This window comes from Halonotius aquaticus (genome assembly GCF_003605575.1).
Lineage (GTDB): Archaea > Halobacteriota > Halobacteria > Halobacteriales > Haloferacaceae > Halonotius > Halonotius aquaticus.
This window is the reverse complement of the sequence record NZ_QKNY01000018.1, coordinates 287,177-304,593: the sequence shown is the minus strand read 5'-3', so window position 1 is coordinate 304,593 and position 17,417 is coordinate 287,177. Positions and strand designations below refer to the sequence as shown.

General features: G+C 64.2%; 19 protein-coding genes and 1 pseudogene. 7 read left to right on the top strand and 13 right to left on the bottom strand.

Translation table 11 applies throughout. The features are described 5' to 3' along the window. Positions 1-46: 46 nt before the first annotated feature. The 4 genes from pspAB to DM826_RS11160 all read right to left on the bottom strand — a co-directional run bounded on the left by pspAB (position 47) and on the right by DM826_RS11160 (position 4,327). A complete protein-coding gene (gene pspAB, locus DM826_RS11175) occupies positions 47-655 on the bottom strand; it encodes a PspA-associated protein PspAB (RefSeq protein ID WP_120103502.1) in 609 nt (202 codons plus the stop codon). 67 nt (positions 656-722) lie between these two features. Then, positions 723-1,592, bottom strand: a complete 870-nt coding sequence (htpX, locus tag DM826_RS11170) for a zinc metalloprotease HtpX (RefSeq protein ID WP_120103501.1) — start codon at positions 1,590-1,592, stop codon at positions 723-725. Between the two features lie 53 nt (positions 1,593-1,645). Beyond that, the gene (locus DM826_RS11165; protein ID WP_120103500.1) at positions 1,646-2,776 is read right to left on the bottom strand and encodes a J domain-containing protein; all 1,131 of its coding nucleotides are present in this window, start codon (positions 2,774-2,776) and stop codon (positions 1,646-1,648) included. Next, positions 2,777-4,327, bottom strand: coding sequence for an Hsp70 family protein (locus DM826_RS11160; protein WP_165853303.1), 1,551 nt, complete (start codon positions 4,325-4,327; stop codon positions 2,777-2,779). Between the two features lie 100 nt (positions 4,328-4,427). Between DM826_RS11160 and DM826_RS11155 the strand changes: the two genes are divergently transcribed. Continuing rightward, a complete protein-coding gene (locus tag DM826_RS11155) occupies positions 4,428-5,537 on the top strand; it encodes a 60S ribosomal export protein NMD3 (protein WP_120103810.1) in 1,110 nt (369 codons plus the stop codon). Between the two features lie 75 nt (positions 5,538-5,612). Here the strand turns inward: DM826_RS11155 and DM826_RS11150 are convergent, their stop codons facing one another. The 4 genes from DM826_RS11150 to DM826_RS11135 all read right to left on the bottom strand — a co-directional run bounded on the left by DM826_RS11150 (position 5,613) and on the right by DM826_RS11135 (position 8,875). After that, positions 5,613-6,488 (bottom strand): transcription initiation factor IIB, encoded by an 876-nt coding sequence (locus DM826_RS11150; protein WP_120103498.1) that lies wholly within the window; start codon positions 6,486-6,488, stop codon positions 5,613-5,615. Between the two features lie 128 nt (positions 6,489-6,616). Further along, complete coding sequence (locus tag DM826_RS11145; protein ID WP_120103497.1) at positions 6,617-7,033, bottom strand: HIT family protein; 417 nt, start codon at positions 7,031-7,033, stop codon at positions 6,617-6,619. A gap of 63 nt (positions 7,034-7,096) precedes the next feature. Continuing rightward, positions 7,097-7,954: a ribose-phosphate diphosphokinase gene (prs, locus tag DM826_RS11140; RefSeq protein WP_120103496.1), complete on the bottom strand. Its 858-nt coding sequence runs from the start codon at positions 7,952-7,954 to the stop codon at positions 7,097-7,099. Positions 7,955-8,002: 48 nt separating this feature from the next. Next, positions 8,003-8,875: an HVO_0234 family beta-propeller protein gene (locus tag DM826_RS11135; protein ID WP_120103495.1), complete on the bottom strand. Its 873-nt coding sequence runs from the start codon at positions 8,873-8,875 to the stop codon at positions 8,003-8,005. Between the two features lie 184 nt (positions 8,876-9,059). Here DM826_RS11135 and DM826_RS11130 point away from each other — a divergent pair, with 184 nt between their 5' ends. Then, positions 9,060-10,238 carry an aspartate kinase gene (locus tag DM826_RS11130; protein WP_120103494.1) on the top strand — a complete coding sequence of 393 codons (1,179 nt, stop codon included), beginning with the start codon at positions 9,060-9,062 and terminating at the stop codon, positions 10,236-10,238. Positions 10,239-10,255: 17 nt separating this feature from the next. On the opposite strand, the gene DM826_RS11125 is transcribed toward DM826_RS11130, so the two are convergent. After that, positions 10,256-10,942 (bottom strand): metallophosphoesterase family protein, encoded by a 687-nt coding sequence (locus DM826_RS11125; protein WP_120103493.1) that lies wholly within the window; start codon positions 10,940-10,942, stop codon positions 10,256-10,258. Positions 10,943-11,031: 89 nt separating this feature from the next. Between DM826_RS11125 and DM826_RS11120 the strand changes: the two are divergent. The 5 genes and pseudogenes from DM826_RS11120 to purQ all read left to right on the top strand — a co-directional run. Further along, positions 11,032-11,769, top strand: a pseudogene (locus DM826_RS11120) (tetratricopeptide repeat protein); the annotation flags it as partial. A gap of 5 nt (positions 11,770-11,774) precedes the next feature. Then, positions 11,775-12,074, top strand: coding sequence for a DUF424 domain-containing protein (locus tag DM826_RS11115; RefSeq protein WP_120103492.1), 300 nt, complete (start codon positions 11,775-11,777; stop codon positions 12,072-12,074). Positions 12,075-12,165: 91 nt separating this feature from the next. Continuing rightward, entirely contained in the window at positions 12,166-13,443 is a 1,278-nt protein-coding gene (locus DM826_RS11110) for an aminotransferase class V-fold PLP-dependent enzyme (RefSeq protein WP_120103491.1), read from the top strand. Positions 13,444-13,504: 61 nt separating this feature from the next. Further along, the gene (gene purS / locus DM826_RS11105) at positions 13,505-13,768 is read left to right on the top strand and encodes a phosphoribosylformylglycinamidine synthase subunit PurS (RefSeq protein WP_120103490.1); all 264 of its coding nucleotides are present in this window, start codon (positions 13,505-13,507) and stop codon (positions 13,766-13,768) included. After that, entirely contained in the window at positions 13,765-14,442 is a 678-nt protein-coding gene (gene purQ, locus DM826_RS11100; RefSeq protein WP_120103489.1) for a phosphoribosylformylglycinamidine synthase I, read from the top strand. The genes purS and purQ overlap by 4 nt, the downstream gene beginning before the upstream one ends. A 21-nt stretch (positions 14,443-14,463) precedes the next feature. Here the strand turns inward: purQ and DM826_RS11095 are convergent, their stop codons facing one another. The 4 genes from DM826_RS11095 to DM826_RS11080 are packed head-to-tail and all read right to left on the bottom strand — an operon-like array spanning position 14,464 to position 17,229. After that, on the bottom strand, positions 14,464-15,540 hold the full coding sequence (locus tag DM826_RS11095; protein WP_120103488.1) for an archaeosine biosynthesis radical SAM protein RaSEA: 1,077 nt from the start codon (positions 15,538-15,540) through the stop codon (positions 14,464-14,466). Between the two features lie 8 nt (positions 15,541-15,548). Continuing rightward, the gene (locus DM826_RS11090; RefSeq protein WP_120103487.1) at positions 15,549-15,965 is read right to left on the bottom strand and encodes a VanZ family protein; all 417 of its coding nucleotides are present in this window, start codon (positions 15,963-15,965) and stop codon (positions 15,549-15,551) included. 17 nt (positions 15,966-15,982) lie between these two features. Further along, complete coding sequence (locus DM826_RS11085) at positions 15,983-16,429, bottom strand: thiol-disulfide oxidoreductase DCC family protein (RefSeq protein WP_120103486.1); 447 nt, start codon at positions 16,427-16,429, stop codon at positions 15,983-15,985. Then, on the bottom strand, positions 16,426-17,229 hold the full coding sequence (locus DM826_RS11080) for a YqjF family protein (RefSeq protein WP_120103485.1): 804 nt from the start codon (positions 17,227-17,229) through the stop codon (positions 16,426-16,428). Before DM826_RS11080 ends, DM826_RS11085 begins: the two co-directional genes overlap by 4 nt. Positions 17,230-17,417: the final 188 nt, after the last annotated feature.

Sequence of the window (17,417 nt, the reverse complement as noted above, 5' to 3'; positions counted from 1 at the left end):
CGTATCAGCGGTACCAACGGTGGCGTGGTCGATTACGCTGCCATCACTATTCCCACGGGTAGCCGCCGGGACGGTCGGGCCACAGCGGATACCAATACTGCTCGTCGGCTTCGATGTCGAGCTCGCCGTCCAGCACCGATTGGAGTTTGAACTCGGCTTGGTTGTCTCGTTCGTGGTCGCCCTCCGGCACAAAGGGGTAGTATGCCCCCCGCCGGAAGGAGTAGATCCAGTAGGCGTGGTCGGTACCGCTCTTGTCGAAGGCGAAGACGGCCGCCAACAGCCGGGAGCCATACCCCTGTTCGATGAACGTATCGGCCGCGAAATGGATCGTCGTCAGTAGATCCTCGGGATCGGTGTCGTCGAGGACAACCCAGCTGTAGCCGTGATCGTCGCTGTGGGTGTCAAACGTGGTTCCCGTGTCGGATTCGCCGGCCTCCAGAATCGATTTGACCTCATCGACAGTGTCGCTGAAATCCGTACTATCGACCGACGAAAAGCAGAGTGCGGCTTTGCCGGCGTTCTCATAGCCGAGATCGGCCTCCATCGTCATATACGCCGTCGACATCCCGAACAGATCTTCGGGGTCGGCCTTCCGTGTCGCGTCAGTCTCGGCGGAAACGCCGAAGATCGACCGAACGGTGTCCATCAAACCCATAGCTAATTGTTGGTGGCCGGCGGTAAAAGGGTCGTCGTCGCGGCTCCGCGTGGAAGTCGTCAGCGGCTCAGGCCGTTTCCTGTTCGCGTTCCAGCTCGCGGAGTTTCTCGATCCGTTTCTCCGTCGGCGGGTGGCTGCTGGCGAGCTTGCCGACGATCCCCGAGCGAATCGGGATGATGAAGAACGCGTTCATCTCGGCCTGATCGCGGAGGTCATCGTCCGGCACGCGATCCATCCGACCGTCGATGCTCATCAGCGCGGAGGCCAACGCCGAGGGGTTGCCCGTGATCGACGCCGCCCCGCGGTCGGCCGCATACTCGCGGTACCGGCTCAGCGCGCGGATCAGGAAGAACGACACGACCCACACGAGCAGCGAGGCGATGATCGCCACGTACACCGGCGCCTGATTCCGGCCGTCGCCGCTGAACAGCCAGCCCCAGCGGACGACGATGAACGCCAGCGTCGAGAGGAACGAGGCGATGGTCATCACCATCACATCGCGGTTTTTGACGTGGGCGAGCTCGTGGGCGATGACACCCTCAAGCTCCTCTTGGTTCAGTGTGTTCAACAGCCCCTGTGTGACCGCAACGGTCGCGTTTTGCTGGTTGCGGCCTGTCGCAAACGCGTTCGGGACGCGGGTGTCGGCGATGGCGATCTGTGGCTTCGGCAGGTCGGCCTGCTGGGCTAACCGCTCGGTTGTGCGGTGCAGTTCAGGGGCCTCGTTTTCGTCGACGACGCGGGCTCCCATGCTGTAGAGGGCGAGTTTGTCGCTGAAAAAGAGCTGGGCGAACGAGAACAGCCCCATCACGACGACGATCCCGAGGAGGTTCCCCCAGTAGACCGCCAGCACGCCGATAAAGACGATGTAGAGGGCGAACAGGAGAAACATCGTGAACACCATCCGTCCACGGAGTCCCCAATCTGTCTTCCATTGCATACCTATCGGTAGTTGTTCAACGGGCTAAACCTTACCGAAGCAGCCGGTCACCGTTACTCCTGTCCAGCCATTCGGAGCCGCCGTCCAACTAAGAAGTACCCGACCGACAGTCCGGCGTAGGCCGCCAGCCAGAGCACCGGGGTTTCGAGTGGAACCAGCTCCGGGGCGAGTGTCCCCCCGGCCGCAAGCGTCGGATACAGCCACAGACCGATCCGTGGCACCGCGACAAAGGGAAGCAACGCGAGGCGTTCGGCGATCGGGCCGACCACTACTGCGAGGGCCAACAGGACAACCGCGAGGCCCCCACGGAGCCACCACGGTTTCGGCGCGGCGGCGACCCGATCGATGTCGGCGGCGACCTCCGCCGAGACGAACCGCGACACAACGGCTCCCGCCACCGATGGCGACGCGCCTGCGGTGCCGCTACCGCCTCCAGTCTGTCCCGCCTCGGCCTCGCCTGACCCCCACGCGGCATCGGAGTCAAGTACGTATTTGTTGTAGAGCTCCTCGGGATCCTCACCCAACACGCTTTCCGGCGCGCGCTTGGAGTTTGGCCGTCCGGTTGGCGTTGTTGACGCTGTCTCGGCTGTGTCCTCAGTTTCGGCCTCAGGGGTGCTGGCGGCCGCGGTGGCACTCTCGTTTGCCGCCGTCTCGGCTGCCTCATCGGTCGGTGTCGACGCTGCTGTCTGTTCGCCCGGTCGCCGACGGTCGTTTGGCCGGCGATTCGCGTTCGGTTCCCGACTCGCGTTCGTGCGTGTGCGCGAAGAGGTACGGCTGTTGTTCGTTGTTGACGCGTTCGTCGTCGATGTGCTCGTTGTCGACGCGCTCGCTGACGACGACGAACCGCTCGATCGCGGCTCCGAGAGCCACGCTGTCGGCGACTTTTGTCGTCCGGCCGCGTCCCACTCCTCATAGCGATCGGTGCCGGTGGCTGGCCCTTGGTCGTCGATGAAGGTGTCGTAGGCGGCCCGCGACTCGCTGTCGGTCAGCGCGTCAGCGGCGTCGGTCACCCGATCGAACTCACGCTCGGCGGTTGCCTGCTCGCTGCTGTTGTTATCCGGGTGAACCGAACGCTTAGCCAGTTTGCTTGCGCGCTTGATCGTTTCCTCGCTGGCATCGGGGTCGACGCCGAGTCGCTCGTAGTAGGAGTCGGCCGACGGCGTTCCCCCATAGCTGTCTGGCATTTAGGGCTCACGCAGTGCCGGCAACTCCTCACCGAGGTCGTCGATCTCCTCGGGGGAGTGTCTGAGCGCCGATTCGATCGCGGTTTCGACCTGCTTGCCGGTTTTGAGATCCTCGCCGGTCACCTCAAGCTGGCCGTCGGTCGTGATCCGAAACTCGACGGCCAGCGATGGCTCACCCGGCGGCCGCGGCGGGATATCCCGCAGGACGGCGGTGCCGATCTTGGTGTTTTCCGCGGCCGTGTCGCCTTCGCCCTGATAGACGCGAATCTGCACCGAGGTCTGGCCCTCCTCGACGGTGCCGTAGCTCTCCTTTCGTGTCGAGGTTGGGATCTGTTCGTCCTGTTCGATGATGTGGTCGATCGAGCCATCCGAGAGTCGAACCCCAAGTGACTGCGGTACCACATCGATCAACACGATATCATCGGTTTCGCCGGGCAACATCGCCGAGGCGTCCGCGCCGCTGTCGTCGATGATCTCCGCTTGGATCGCCGCGCCGAGGGCGACGGCCTCCTCGGGGTTGATCTCATTTGAGGCCTCCTGGCCGAAGTAGTCGCCGACGAGCTCCTGGATGTGGGGCATCCGTACCGATCCACCGACGAGAAGCACCTTGTCGACGTCGTCGGGCGCGTAATCGGCCCGCGAAAAGAGGTCGTCCAGTGGCTCGGTTGTCGCGGCGGCGAGATCCGCAGTCAGCTCCTCAAACTGCTCGCGGCTCAGCGTCTCCGCAAAGGTGTAGGACTGCTCCGGAACGACGAAGGGGACGCTCACATCCGTCGACGGGAGATCCGACAGCCGGTGTTTCGCGCTTTTGGCCTCCTGTCGAATTCGCGCTAACTGTTCAGGGTTGTCAGCGATGTCGACCCCGGTGTCGGCGTGGATCTGCTCGATCATCCAGTCGACGATCCGCTCGGTCCAGTCGCTGCCGCCAAGCTCGTTGTCGCCGGCGGTATGCAAGGTTTCGACGCTGTTGATCTCGTAATCGATCTCGACGAGCGTCGCATCGAAGGTGCCGCCGCCGAGGTCGTAGACGAAGGCGAGTTCGGCCTCCCCGGAGCCGAGTTTGCTCTCATGGAGCCCGTAGGCGAGACAGGCCGCACTCGGCTCCGGCAGCAGGCGTTCGACATCGAGGCCGGCGATCTCGCCGGCGGTTTCGGTTGCGGTGCGTTTCGGATCATCGAAGTACGCTGGCACCGTGATCACCGCGCTGTCAACGTCGCGGCCGATGCTCCCCTCGGCTTCATCAATCACATGCTCGAGAATCAGGCTGGAGATCTGTTCGGGGAGGTACTCCTCGCCGGCAACCGAGATCGGTTCCTCGCTTCCCATCTCGCGTTTGATCTCGGTGACCGTCCGTTCGGGGTGTTGGACGGCGAGATTGGCGGCCGTCTGGCCGACGTTGACCTCGCCGTCCTCGGTGAACTGCACCACCGAGGGGATGACCGATTCGCCGCTGTTGCCCGTCGTGATCACCTCCGGATCGCCGCCGGCGACGTAGGCGACCGCGCTGCGTGTCGTCCCCAGATCGATCCCAACGGTGTAGCCTGAACCCATACTGACAGCGTCGGGTTCTCCACACATAAGCGGTGAGGTCGCGGCGGCGACGGCAGCCGATTCGCGCCGCTTAACCAGCCGCCGCGTCTATCGGCCGATGATGACTGAGTCACGCGGCTTCTGTCCGGAGTGCGGCGAGACGGTCGCCGAGCGGGCCGAACCGCGGCCCGGCGCGCCGCGGGCCGACAGCGACGCGCTCTGTGATAGCTGCTATTTCGACGAATTCGACTTTATTGACGCACCCGAGCGCGTGCAGGTCTCGGTTTGTGGCCGCTGTGGCGCGGTGCACCGCGGCAACCGCTGGGTCGATGTTGGTGCCGTTGACTACACCGACATCGCCATCGATGCCGTCAGCGAGTCGCTGTCCGTCCACATCGACGCCGCCAACGTCGAGTGGGGCGTCGAGCCCGAACAGGTCGACGAGACGACGATCCGGATGCACTGCACCTTCTCGGGGGTTGTTCGTGAGACCCTGCTTGAGGAGGAGTTGATCGTGCCCGTCCGGATCGCCAAGGAGGTCTGCGATCGCTGTGGCCGGATCGCCGGCGGCTACTACGCCAGCATCGTCCAGGTACGTGCTGAGGATCGTGAGCCAACCGACGACGAGGCCGCCGAGGCAATCGAGATCGCCGAGAGCTACGTCGCCGGCAAGGAAGCCGATGGCGACAGAGAGGCGTTTATCACCGAGATCGACACCGATGACGACGCCGGTCCGACGATCAAGCTCTCGACGAACAAACTTGGGCAGGCCGTCGCCAACCGCATCACCGACCGCTTCGGCGGCACCGTCGACGACCACCCAACCCTGGTGACCGAGGACAGCGATGGCAACGAGGTCTACCGGGTCACCTTCGTCGCTCGCCTCCCAAAATACACCGCCGGCGACGTGGTCGACCCTGAGGACGGCGACGGGCCAGTACTGGTACGGAGCGCACACAACAATCTGACAGGCCGACGACTCACGACCGGCGACCCCTACGAGGCAAGCGGCAACGGCGATGGGCTGCCCACCGTCGAACCGATCGGCCACCGACGGGATGCTGTTGAGACGACCGTCGTGACAGTCGAGGACGACCACTCGATCCAGTTGCTTGACCCCGAGAGCTACGAGGCGAAAACCGTTGCTCGTCCCGATTTTGTTGATCCCGACGCTGAGACCGTGCCAGTCGTGAAAGACGGTGGCGACGTGTATATCCTCCCTGAGTCGTAGTGAGAGACGGCAGAGTGGTGTCTGCGCCGGCGTACGGCTGTGAGGCGAAGTGATGTGGTTGCACCACACCAGTGACTACTGCGTCGGCGGCTCGGCGGCAAGTGCCTGAAACGTATTTCGTACTGTCACCGGCGTTACCGAGGCGACCTCGGCGACCTCACGCTGGGTTACCTCAGCATCTAACTCCTTGGCAGCCGTGTATAGACAGGCCGCGGCGACTCCGCTCGGGTTGCGCCCGTTGGCAATCCCCTCTTCTTTCGTGCGGTCGACAAGCGCCTGGGCGCGGCGTTCGACAGCACTTGACAGTTCCAACTCGCTTGCATACCGCGGGAGGTACTCGGCGGGACTGGTCGGCTCGACTGGCAACCCGAGTTCACGGTTGAGCGCGTCGTAGGCAGCCTGAAACTCCGCGCGGTCGGCCTTTGCTGTGGCGACTGTTTCCTCAATGGTTCGGGATACCGTGTTGATTCGACAGGCGGCGTAGACGCAGGCCGCCGCAAACCCTTCCAGTGAGCGACCCCGAAGCAGACTTTCCTTCTGGGCGGTGCGGAACAGCGAACAGGCTTGATCGCGCACCGGTGTCGGCAGCGACTCCGTGCTGATCAGCCGTCGAATCTCTTGGAAGGCATAGAACTGATTGCGGTCGCGTTTGCGCCCGATCCGGGCGCGGTTGTGCTGGCGTCGCAGTCGGATGAACTTCCGGCGGCGATGCTCGCTGAGGTCTCGATCGTAGCCGATTTCGGTCGATAGCCCTCTGTCGTGGCGGGCCTCGGTCAACGGCGCGCCGGTTCGTTTGGGGTTGGTTCGACTATCGTCGAACGATCGCCACTCGGGGCCGTGGTCGATGCGGTCGGTGTCGACGACGAGCCCACAGTCGCTGCAGACCGTTTCCTCAGCCTCGGTTCGCAACTGCCCGTCGCAGTCGGGACAGCGGGGTTGTTTGGGAGCCATACTGCAACCCCCAGTATTCGCACCGAGCAATATATTAGTTAGATACGTAACAAGTGTGTGGGCTTGTGGACGTTTTTTATCCGATGCCGCGACCACGGTATGGCCTCGTAAGCCCGACTGGCGGCCGCTTAGCCCTCGCTGATCGCGTCTTCGATGGCGTCGAGTTCGTCCTCGGTGGGCTCTGGGTTGGTCGGCGAGATCGCGTGAATCGGCCCGCCGCCGTCGCCCTCGAACCGCGGGATGATGTGGACATGCGCGTGGGGGATCTCCTGGCCGGCGGCCTCGCCGTTGTTGATCCCGATCGTTGTCGCGTCGGCGTCGACAGCCTCCTCAACAACTGGTGTCAACTCGTGGACGACGCTGAACACGTCGCTGGCAATCTCGGCCGGGAGATCATCGAGCTGTTCGTAGGGCTCTTTCGGGATGACGAGTGTGTGGCCGCGGGCTAACGGGTTGGCATCAAGAAACGCGAGCGTGGTGTCGGTTTCGTGGACGATACGCGCTGGGATCTCACCATCGACGATCTGCTCGAAGATCGTTGGCATGGGCGGCCTTTCGACCGGCGGCGATATGAACGTTGGTGGCGGCGCTCCCGGTCGCGGAGAGCATCACCGAAGCACGTCAGCGATGGCGGGGGCGACGCTCACATCGCTGACCGCGCGTTCGATAGTATCGGTGCCGATGACAGCCTCGACGCCGGCGGCGGCGAGTTTCGTTCGTGCCGCGCCGGCCAACACGGGATGGACGCAGCAGGCATAGACGCGGCCCACGTCGTGGTCGTGGAGGGCATTGATCGCGCCACTCATCGTGCCGCCGGTAGCGATGATGTCGTCGACGAGCACCACATCCCGTCCCTCGACGGTGGCGTCGCTCGGTGTCACCTCGACCGCGCCGGTATCGTAGTCGCGTTCCTTCTCGAAGTAGTCCACCTCACCCTCGCCGTAGGCGTCCCGCGTCGTCGTCGCCAGTGCGGTCGCGCCCTCGTCGGGGGCGACAAACAGTGGCTCCGAGAGGTCGTCGAGCGGGTCGGCGAGGGCGGCGGCCGCATCGACCGCCTCGGTCGGCACGGTGAAGAAATCGGTCACGTCCGGCTCGTGGGGGTTGACAACGATCACCCGATCGGTGCCAGTCGAGATCGCCTTCGCCATCGCGCGGGCCGAAACCGGCTGGCCGGTTTTGAACGCCTGATCCTGCCGGGCGTAGCCGAGATACGGGATAACCGTCGTGATATCGGTTGCGCCGGCCTCTCGGACTGCATCCTGGAGTTGGAGGAGTTCAATGTGGGCATCGTTGGTCGCCGTCGAGCCGACGACGATCGCCGCGTCGTCGTCGAATTCGGGAACCGAAAGCAGCGTTTCGTCGTCGGTGAACCACTCGTAGGTCGGGGTCGTCAGCGTGCCGACGCCGGTTGCCGCAAGCGCGGCCGCCACCGACTGGGAGCTCGGTGCGGGTACGATCGTAGCCATACGACCCCTAGTTCAGCCACACCTAAACGGGGTTTCGGTGTGCGTCGCTTACGAGCCATCCGTGCCGCCACCGATGGCGACCCCCCGGGCCCCGGGCAGACCGAGCCGCTGGTGTCGCCACCCGTCGCCGGCGGTAACACACAGCGTTCCGTCGTCGGTAACCGCCGCGACGATCCCGCGGTCGGCTGTGAGATCGACGATCGGTGCCTCGACCGGTGGGGTTGTCGTCGTCCACGCGCCGTCGTCGGCCGAGCGAACGAGCAGGCCCGCATCGCCGACGGCGTGAGCGTGGCCGTGGCCGTCGGCGGCAACCGCCCGAAACGCGCCATCGGCGATCGATTGCCAGCCGTTGGCCAGCCGAAACAGGCCATCGGCTGTCGCCGCCAGCGGTTGGCCGATGCCGGTCACCGCACGGACATCGGTGAGACCGGTGTTTGTCAGTCCGTCGTCATCGATGCGGTAGACGCCGTCGGCCGCTGCGAGTAGGCCGGCATCGATCGCCCGAACCTCGTCGGTCGCCCCAAGCCGTTCCCAGGCTGGCGGCTCGGTGACCGTTTCGGCGTGCTCGCCGCGGTAGACGACCCCATCGCCGTCGGCGATGATCAGCCCCTCGGGTGTGAGAGCGACAGCCGATACCGCGTCGATCGTGTCGCCACCGATGGCGGCGAACGTCGGATCAGGCACGTCGGCACTCCGGTCGGCGGCGTCGATATCAGCCGCGAGCAACCCCTCATCGGTACCAACGACGAGCCGGTCGCCCGTCGCCGCAACCGCGGTTGCCGAGCCTCGATGGGCGAGGCCGAACGCCCCGATCTGGTCGGCTGAGACGGTGACAGCGGCGACCCCGCTGTCGGTGCTGACGAAGATATCGGTGACACCGGTTTTCGCGCCGAAGACCCGCTTTTCGGTCAGCGTTTGCATACCCGTTTCTCGGTGGCCGGCGGACAAAAAGCCAGCCGACTCCGGCGTCGACGACCCTGCCGACGGCACCGCCCCAACGACCCGGAGTGAACAACGTTATGCAGGTCCCCACGCAACGGGCGGGCATGCGTCGTTACGATATCGGGAGCACTGGGCTGGCTACAGCGACACAGGAGGGGTGCTGATGCGGGTCGTCGCCAAATTTGGTGGGACGAGTCTGGGTACCGGCGAGCGGATCAACCGCGCGGCGGATTCGATCGCCGCGGCCGTTGAGGCTGGCCACCAGATCGCCGTCGTCGCCAGCGCGATGGGATCGACAACCGACGATCTGCTGGACGACATCGAGTTCGATGTCTCCGACGAGGATCGCGCGGAGATCGTCTCGATGGGTGAACGCACCAGCGTCCGGATGCTGAAGGCAGCCTTAGCCGCGCGGGAGGTCAACGCCCTCTTTTTGGAGCCCGGCAGCGACGAGTGGCCGATCATCACCAACGATGTCGGCGAGGTCGATGTCGAGGCGACAAAGAAACGCGCCACCGATCTTGCGGGGCAACTCGACGGCGTCGTTCCCGTCATCACCGGTTTCCTCGCCCAAAACGAGGGCGGCGATATCACAACGTTGGGCCGTGGTGGCTCGGATACGACCGCGGTCATGCTCGGCAACTACATGAACGCCGACGAGGTCGTCATCGTTACCGATGTTGAGGGCGTCATGACCGGCGACCCCCGGGTCGTCGAAGGCGCGCGCAATGTCGGTCGCATCTCCGTTGATGAACTCCGGAATCTCTCCTTCCGCGGGGCGGAGGTCGTCGCCCCGAGCGCGCTGTCGTACAAACACGAACACCTCGATGTGCGGGTTGTCCACTACCAACACGGCGATCTGCTGACCGGCGGCACCCAGATCGAAGGCGAGTTCCAGAATCTGATCGATATGCAGGAACAGAAACTCGCCTGTCTGACCGTCGCCGGACGGTCGATCCGCAACAGCCCCGGCATCCTGGCTGATCTCTCCGACGCGCTGCGGAACGCCGGGATCAACATTGACGCCGTCGCCAGCGGGATGGATTCGATCACCTTCTACGTCGACAGCGAACTGGCTGATGAGGCCGAACCAGTGCTCCACGAGCGGGTCGTCAGCGGCAACACGCTCTCAAGTGTCACCGTCGAAGACGACATCGCCGTCATCCGGGTCACCGGCGGCGAGCTCCCGAACCGACCGGGCGTTATCCAGAGTGTCCTGACGCCGATCGCTGACGCCGGGATCAACCTCCATGACGTGATCACGAGTGCGACCTCGGTCGCGCTGTTTGTCGCTTGGGACGACCGCGAAGAAACCTTAGAGATCGTCCAACGTGAGGTATAGTGACGCTCGGGTGGTCGCTACCGCCCGTCACGCAGTCTCGTCCCGATTTTTCTCGGTAGTTCTGCGTCCTCGACAGCGTCGATCACGCGGTCGATATCGTAGGCGACGCGGTGGGTTTCGACATCGACGTTGGCAGTATCGGCGTCGCCGCCCTCGTCGATATCCAGCACCGCAAACGCGGCCTCCGGGTCGCCGTCGCGTGGCTGGCCGACGCTGCCGGGGTTCATGACGACGCCCTCGTCGAACTCCCGGACGCCCTGCACGTGGGTGTGGCCGGTGATTGTCACGCGGGCGTTGTCTTCTAACATTTCGGGCTCGAACTCATCGGGGTAGGTGTAGCGATCCGGATTCTCGGGGTGGCCGTGTACGATCAGGATTTCGCCGCCGTCGATGGTTCGGCGGTTCGGGAGGGAATCGAGCCAGTCGATAGCGTCCTCGTCGAGTTTCTCGCGGGCGTAGCTGACACCGGCGGCGGCCATCGAATTAAACCGGAAGCCGGTGTCGCTGGCGACCGCGCGGTCGTGGTTGCCCATGACGGTCGCGGCGTCGAGTTCCCGAACACGGGCGACGCATTCGGCGGGCCAGGGGTTGTAGCCGACGACATCGCCGGCACAGAGCCACCGATCGACCGCGGGCATCGCGTCGATCACGGCCTCGAAGGCGGGGAGATTACCGTGGATGTCAGCCACAACGCCGTATCGCATACCGGGGAGTTGCGGTGGTGGCGAAAAAGGCGTTGGGGCGATCACAGCCTGACGCAACCCTTACCCGACGCGGCGTCGAACGAGCGGATATGACAGACGATGCCGACGATCGCTCACATGCCTTCTCCGAGGGACAAGGCGTCGACGAGGACTACGAGGAGTTCACCCTCGATCCGACGGATCTTGGCGTCGATCCCGACCAGGTCGACCCGGTCGACTCCCGCGTGCTGACCGACGTACTCGACAAGCACAACGTCTCTGCCGAGCAGGTCGACGTGCCGGAGCTCATCGATGTCGGGCTCTCCTACATGGAGATCAACCGCTTCGAGGAGGCCACCGCCGCCTTCGAGCGCGCCGCCCGCTTTGCTGACGAGGACTCGATCGAGGCCCAGGAGGCCTGGGTCAACAAGGGCGTCGCCCACGGCCAACTGGAGGAGTTCGATCAGGCCATCGGAGCCTACGAGGAAGCCCTCCGCATCGACGAGGACTCCGAGCACGCGGCGACCGCCGAAACCAATCTCGCCTACGCGCTATGGGAGTTTGGCCGCACCGAGGAGGCACTCGAACACGCCGAGCGCGCCGTCGAGATCGACCCCCGGTTCCCGCAGGCGTGGTACAACCGCGGCTTCTTCCTCAGCGAACGCGGCCTGACCGAGGACGCGCTCAACGCCTTCGACAACGCGATCCGGCTGGGGATGCGCAACGCCGAGATCCTTGAGGAGAAAGCCCGCGCCCTCGAAGAGCTTGGTCGTGAAGAGGAGGCCCAGGAAGCCATCGAGCAGGCCGAAGAGATCCGCGCGGAGGCTGAGGAAGAGTTGACCGAGGAGTTCTAATGTTACTGCGGGAGCGGGATACAGCCAAAGGTGTGCTTGTCTCCGTCTGCGATGAGGACTGTCTCGGTGAGACCTACGAGGACGGCGATATCTCCTTGGAGGTGACCGAGGAGTTCTACGCTGGCGAGGAGGCGACCGACGCCGATCCCGAGGCCGTTATCGACGCCCTGCAGGGGGCGACTGTCGGCAACCTCGTCGGCGAGGAGTCGGTCGGCGTCGCCGTCGACGCCGGCCTGATCGACGAGGAGCGGGTGCTGGATGTTGACGGCACCGAACACGCCCAACTGTTGTGGATTTAGCTTGTGTTTTCGGCGTAACGAAACCGTTGCTCATTGCATATTCTTAGGCGAACCGAAGACGTGTTACCCCCGGGGGCCCTACAGGCGGGTAATGAGTACGCAGGACGCCTATCCGATCGATGTCGAGGCGATCCGGGCTGATTTCCCGGTGCTCGACCGCAACGTCGGCGGCGACGTGACCACCCCCGGCGAGGGCGAGGACGACACCGAACCGCTGGTGTATCTCGACAACGCCGCGACCAGCCAAACGCCGAAAGCTGTCGTCGACAGCATCGTTGACTACTACTACAGCTACAACGCCAACGTCCACCGCGGCATCCACCAACTGAGCCAGGAAGCCTCCGTCGCTTATGAGGAGGCCCACGACACGGTCGCCGACTTCATCGGCGCCGACGGCCGCGAGGAGATCATCTTCACGAAAAACACGACCGAGGCGATGAACCTCGTCGCCTACGCGTGGGGGCTGGCCGAACTCGGCGAGGGCGATTCGGTCGTCACCACCCAGATGGAACACCACGCCTCGCTGGTGACCTGGCAGCAGATCTGCAAGCGCACCGGCGCGGAACTCCGGTTTATCGAGATCGACGACGAGGGCCGCCTCGATATGGAACACGCCGCCGAGTTGATCGACGACTCCACGGAGATGGTCTCGCTCGTCCATATCTCCAACGCGCTTGGGACGATCAACCCTGTCGAGAAGATCACCGAGATGGCCCACGAGGTCGACGCCTACTCCTTTGTCGACGGGGCCCAATCCGTGCCAACGCGGCCGGTCGATGTCGGCGAGATCGACGCCGACTTTCTCGCCTTTTCGAGCCACAAGATGCTTGGGCCGACCGGGATCGGCGTGCTGTACGGCAAAGAACACCTGCTTGAGTCGATGCAGCCGTATCTCTACGGCGGCGACATGATCCGAAAGGTCACCTATGAAGACTCAACATGGGAAGACCTCCCGTGGAAGTTTGAGGCCGGAACCCCCTCGATCGCTCAAGCGATCGCCCTCGATGCCGCCATCGAGTATCTCGAGGACATCGGGATGGCAAACGTTCAGGCCCACGAGGAGTTGCTGGCGGAGTACGCCTACGATCAGTTGAACCGCTATGACGATGTGACGATCTACGGCCCGCCGGGCGACGACCGCGGCGGCCTCGTCGGGTTCAATGTCGACGGCGTCCACGCCCACGACCTTTCCAGCATCCTCAACGATTTCGCCGTCGCGATCCGGGCCGGCGACCACTGTACCCAACCGCTTCACGACACGCTTGGGGCGGCAGCCTCCGCCCGAGCGTCGTTCTACGTCTACAACACCCGCGAGGAGATTGACGCCCTCGTCGAGGCCGTCGACGACGCTCGACAGCTGTTTGCCTGATCGCGGCGACAACCCCGCCGGTTCAAAAGAGTTTTTCGCGCCCCTCACCCAGTCGACGGTAATGACTGCCTACACCGCGACCGTGACCGTCCGCCTGAAACACGGCGTCCTTGATCCGGAAGCCGAGACGACCAAGCAGGCCCTCGAACGCCTCGGCTTCGAACTTTCCGAACTCCGCTCGGCCGATCGCTTCGAGATCGACCTCGAAGCCGACGACGCCGCCGAAGCCGAGGAGCGCGCCGAGTCGATGGCCGAACGCCTGCTGGCGAATCCGACGATCCACGACTACGAGGTGTCGGCGGCCCCCGCCGCGGAGTCCGCATGACGGTCGCGGTCATCCAGTTCGGCGGCTCGAACTGCGACCGCGATGCGGTTCGCGCCCTGGAGTCTCTCGATATCGACGCCGAACGCGTCTGGCACGAGGACGGCCTCCCAGCTGATACCACCGGCGTCGTGGTTCCCGGTGGCTTCTCCTACGGCGATTATCTCCGAGCTGGCGCGATGGCCGCCCGCTCGCCGATCATGGACGAGGTTCGGGACGCTGCCGCCGACGGCACCCCGGTTCTCGGCGTCTGCAACGGTGCCCAGATCGGCTGTGAATCCGGCCTCACCGAAGGTGCGTTCACGACGAACAAGAGCGCGCGCTTCCAGTGTGAACACGTCCACCTGCGGGTCGAACGCGCCGATACGCCGTGGACTGAGCACTTTGAGGAAGGCGACGTGATCGAGATCCCGATCGCCCATGGCGAGGGTCGCTTCGAAATCACCGAGGAACGATACGATGACCTCGTCGACAACGACCGTGTGCTGTTCCGCTACTGCGATGCCGACGGCAACGTCACTGACGACGCGAACCCGAACGGCTCGACGCACAACGTCGCCGGCATCCTCGGTGAGCGCGAGTCGGTCGCGGTGTTGATGCCGCATCCCGAACGGGCGACGCTGCCTGACGTTGGCGGCACTGACGGCGAAAACATTCTGACCGGATTCCGCGCGTAATCTGACTCGACGGCCTCTCGCTTACCGTGTTAACGGCATTGCGTAGCTCGTCTCTTCCTCGATCACAAGCTCCCACGTTCGCTCACAGTCACAATTCACCTGCTCGAACACCGAGGGATCCTGCCGCAGATCGAAATCTTTGATCGCCTTCTGGACTCTGTCATCGCACTCCCCGCAGTTGTGCGGGCCGCGATCCGAGCCGTGACCGACCGGATCGGAGACGACGATGGCATCGACATCGGCGGTTCGCTCCAGTACGTCGGCGACCGACCAGAGCCACGGCGGGCGGTAGCCCCCTGCCCGAAACAGTTCGTTGACCATCGTGTACTGCTGGACGTTGCAGGGGTTCATCGATACCGTGTGACAGCCATCGACGGCGGCACAGCGGCGCACGGAGTCGACCATGTCGTCGCGGGCCTCTCGCTCTGAGAGGAAGGGCGGCTTCATGAGGAGATAGGCCTTGATCCCCGCGCCGGCATCCTGTGCGGTTTCGCAGGCGGCCTCGAAGTCAGCGAAATCGAAGTACTTGTTCACGCAGTCGTGGCGAACCCGGTCGGTCGCGGTTTCGAGGCCGACCGCGATATCAACAGCGAGTCCGTGGTCGGTGAAGTCCGTGATCTTCTCGTGGTCAACGAAATCGGGCAGCGATTCGACGACGATCCGCTCGCGGTCGCTGAACGTTTCCGCGATTGCCTGCCGTGTCTCCGCGCCGACCTCGCGTTCGTCGAGGAACGATCCGGAGGTATAGATTTTGATGAGGTCGGCGGGTTCGTCGGCGTTGTTGGCCTCGTGGTCGAGGCAGGCCTGAATCTGATCCATCAGCGCGTCGTGGGCGACGCTGCCGCCCTCGACGCTTTCGGCGACATAGCCACACATCGTACAGCCGCCGGCCCGTGCCCACCGGCAGCCGCCGGTGTTGAGAATAATCGTCAGCGAGTCGTAGACGCCGCCGGGGGTGTTGTCCTCGTCGAGCCAGACGCGAGTCGGCTCGTGGGGGTCGTAGTGTTTCTCCTTCAGCCCGCGGATCTCCCGCATGACGGAGTTGTGGGCGTCCATCCCGCGGTCTTCCTCGTAGACCTCCGGACTTGGCTTACTCATTGCTGACCTTATTCGACTGGACGGTAAAACCACATCGTTGCGAGCAGGCCGCCGACCGCCGCGCTCGCGGCGTTGAGCCCGACTTCGGCGACCGCAAACGTGCGCCACGAGATTGTTGCCTGCAAGAGTTCGGTGCCGACACCGAACAGCGCGACGAGGCCGACGATGCTGGCGACAGCACTGATTTCGACGCGACGCGAGCGAGGACGCCCCGGCCATCCCTCGCGTGCGACCGCGATGACCCCAGCCGCAGCGAGCGTCACGTAGCCGACGATATGGAGCAGCGTCGTGGTGTCGACGCTGCCGGTCGGATCAGTCTGTGGCGTCGCTGCCGGAACCGGAATCACGGAGGCAACGAGCATAGCGACTGCCAGCACGACGACCGCAAGCCACAGCGTCGACACCGACTGGTCAGCTCTCTTCATGCGGTGTCGTCGCCGCGTTACTCCAGAAACCGATCGCTTACGTCCTCGTCGGGCACCATACACTGGTCTTTCCGCCCAAACCAGTTATACCGGTTGTCGGCAACGAAGTCATAGATTTCGTTGCGGACGCTTCGCGGTACTAATCGAGCAAGGACGAGCGCGGCGTAGGGCCAGCCCAGCAGTTCGGCGACCCGGATCGCCGCGTCGGATTTCGTCTGCACTGAGTTGCCCTCAACGAGGATGACGGTGTCGAGGTCGTCGGTGTCGAAGCCGTGTCGCTCCTGGAGGGCGCGGCCGATCTCCGACTGTAGCGGCGCAAACGCGATCTTGCCGGTTGGATCCCGCGGGATGATCTCCTGAACACTTCGATTGCAGAGGTTGCAGACGCCGTCGAACAGCAACACCGGCCGGCCGCCAAGCTCGGCCAGCGGATCGCCGTCGGTTGTCACCGGTTGGTTACTCATTGGGTGCCTCCAGTCCAGCGGCTGCTTGTGCCGGCGGTCACATCAACCCCGGGGCTATAGTATCGCACTGGTTCGCCATCTGGGTGTTCGAACCCATCGGCGCGGAACAGCGTGTTTGTCTCGGTCTCGGCTTCGGCCGGATACAGCGTCCACGGCTCGTGGTCGACATCGGTGTAGCGCAGCGTGCCATCCGATCCCTCGGTGTAAAACCGGTAGCGTTCCGTGAGGAACCGCGCCTGTGGATCTGCACTCGAATCGAAGGCCTCGCCGCTGGGCCTGTAGGTCGCGGCGTAGTGCGCCGGTCGCGCCCCCGGATGCCGACGGCGACTGTCGAATCGGATTCGGTCGCCGTCACCCTCGAGGCTGATCCGGGCGTAGTAGTACGGCAGATGCTGGGTCACGCGCGCGCCGAGCACGCCGGCGATCCCCTGTGCGTCGAGGCTGAAAAAGTAGATCCCCGGCTCGCCATCGCAGGTGACGTAGGTGCGCAGGTTGAGTTCCGGCAGCGGCTGGCCGACCGCGGCCGGCAACCCCTGTGGCCGGACGGCGACGTTGGTGTACGGCACGACCGAGAGCCAGCCCGAGCCGTCGTAGGTGTCGACGGTGAGCGTCTCGGGAAGCCGTTCGGCGATCACGTCGGGGTCGACCCGCCAGTTTTCGAACAGCAGGTGTCGCCACCCCATCGCCAGTGGAATGCCCATACGATCACTTGGGGCTGTAGCAACATAGGGGGTTCGCTCACGGGATAATCGACCGCCAGCAGTAGAATCGTTGGGCGTCTGCTGTCGGTGTCGATACATCAATGACACCACTGCACTGTTGACGAGGCTCAGCGTGTGGTCACCGGACGATGTTCAGAGACAATAGGTAAACAGGCGGGTCGACCAGCTAATCAACTGCTTCCCTGGTGGACTGAAAGGGCGAGACGCGCTCGGCGAACCCGGACGATGTAAGCACTGCAGGAGCGAGCGAAGCGAGCGACGAAGCG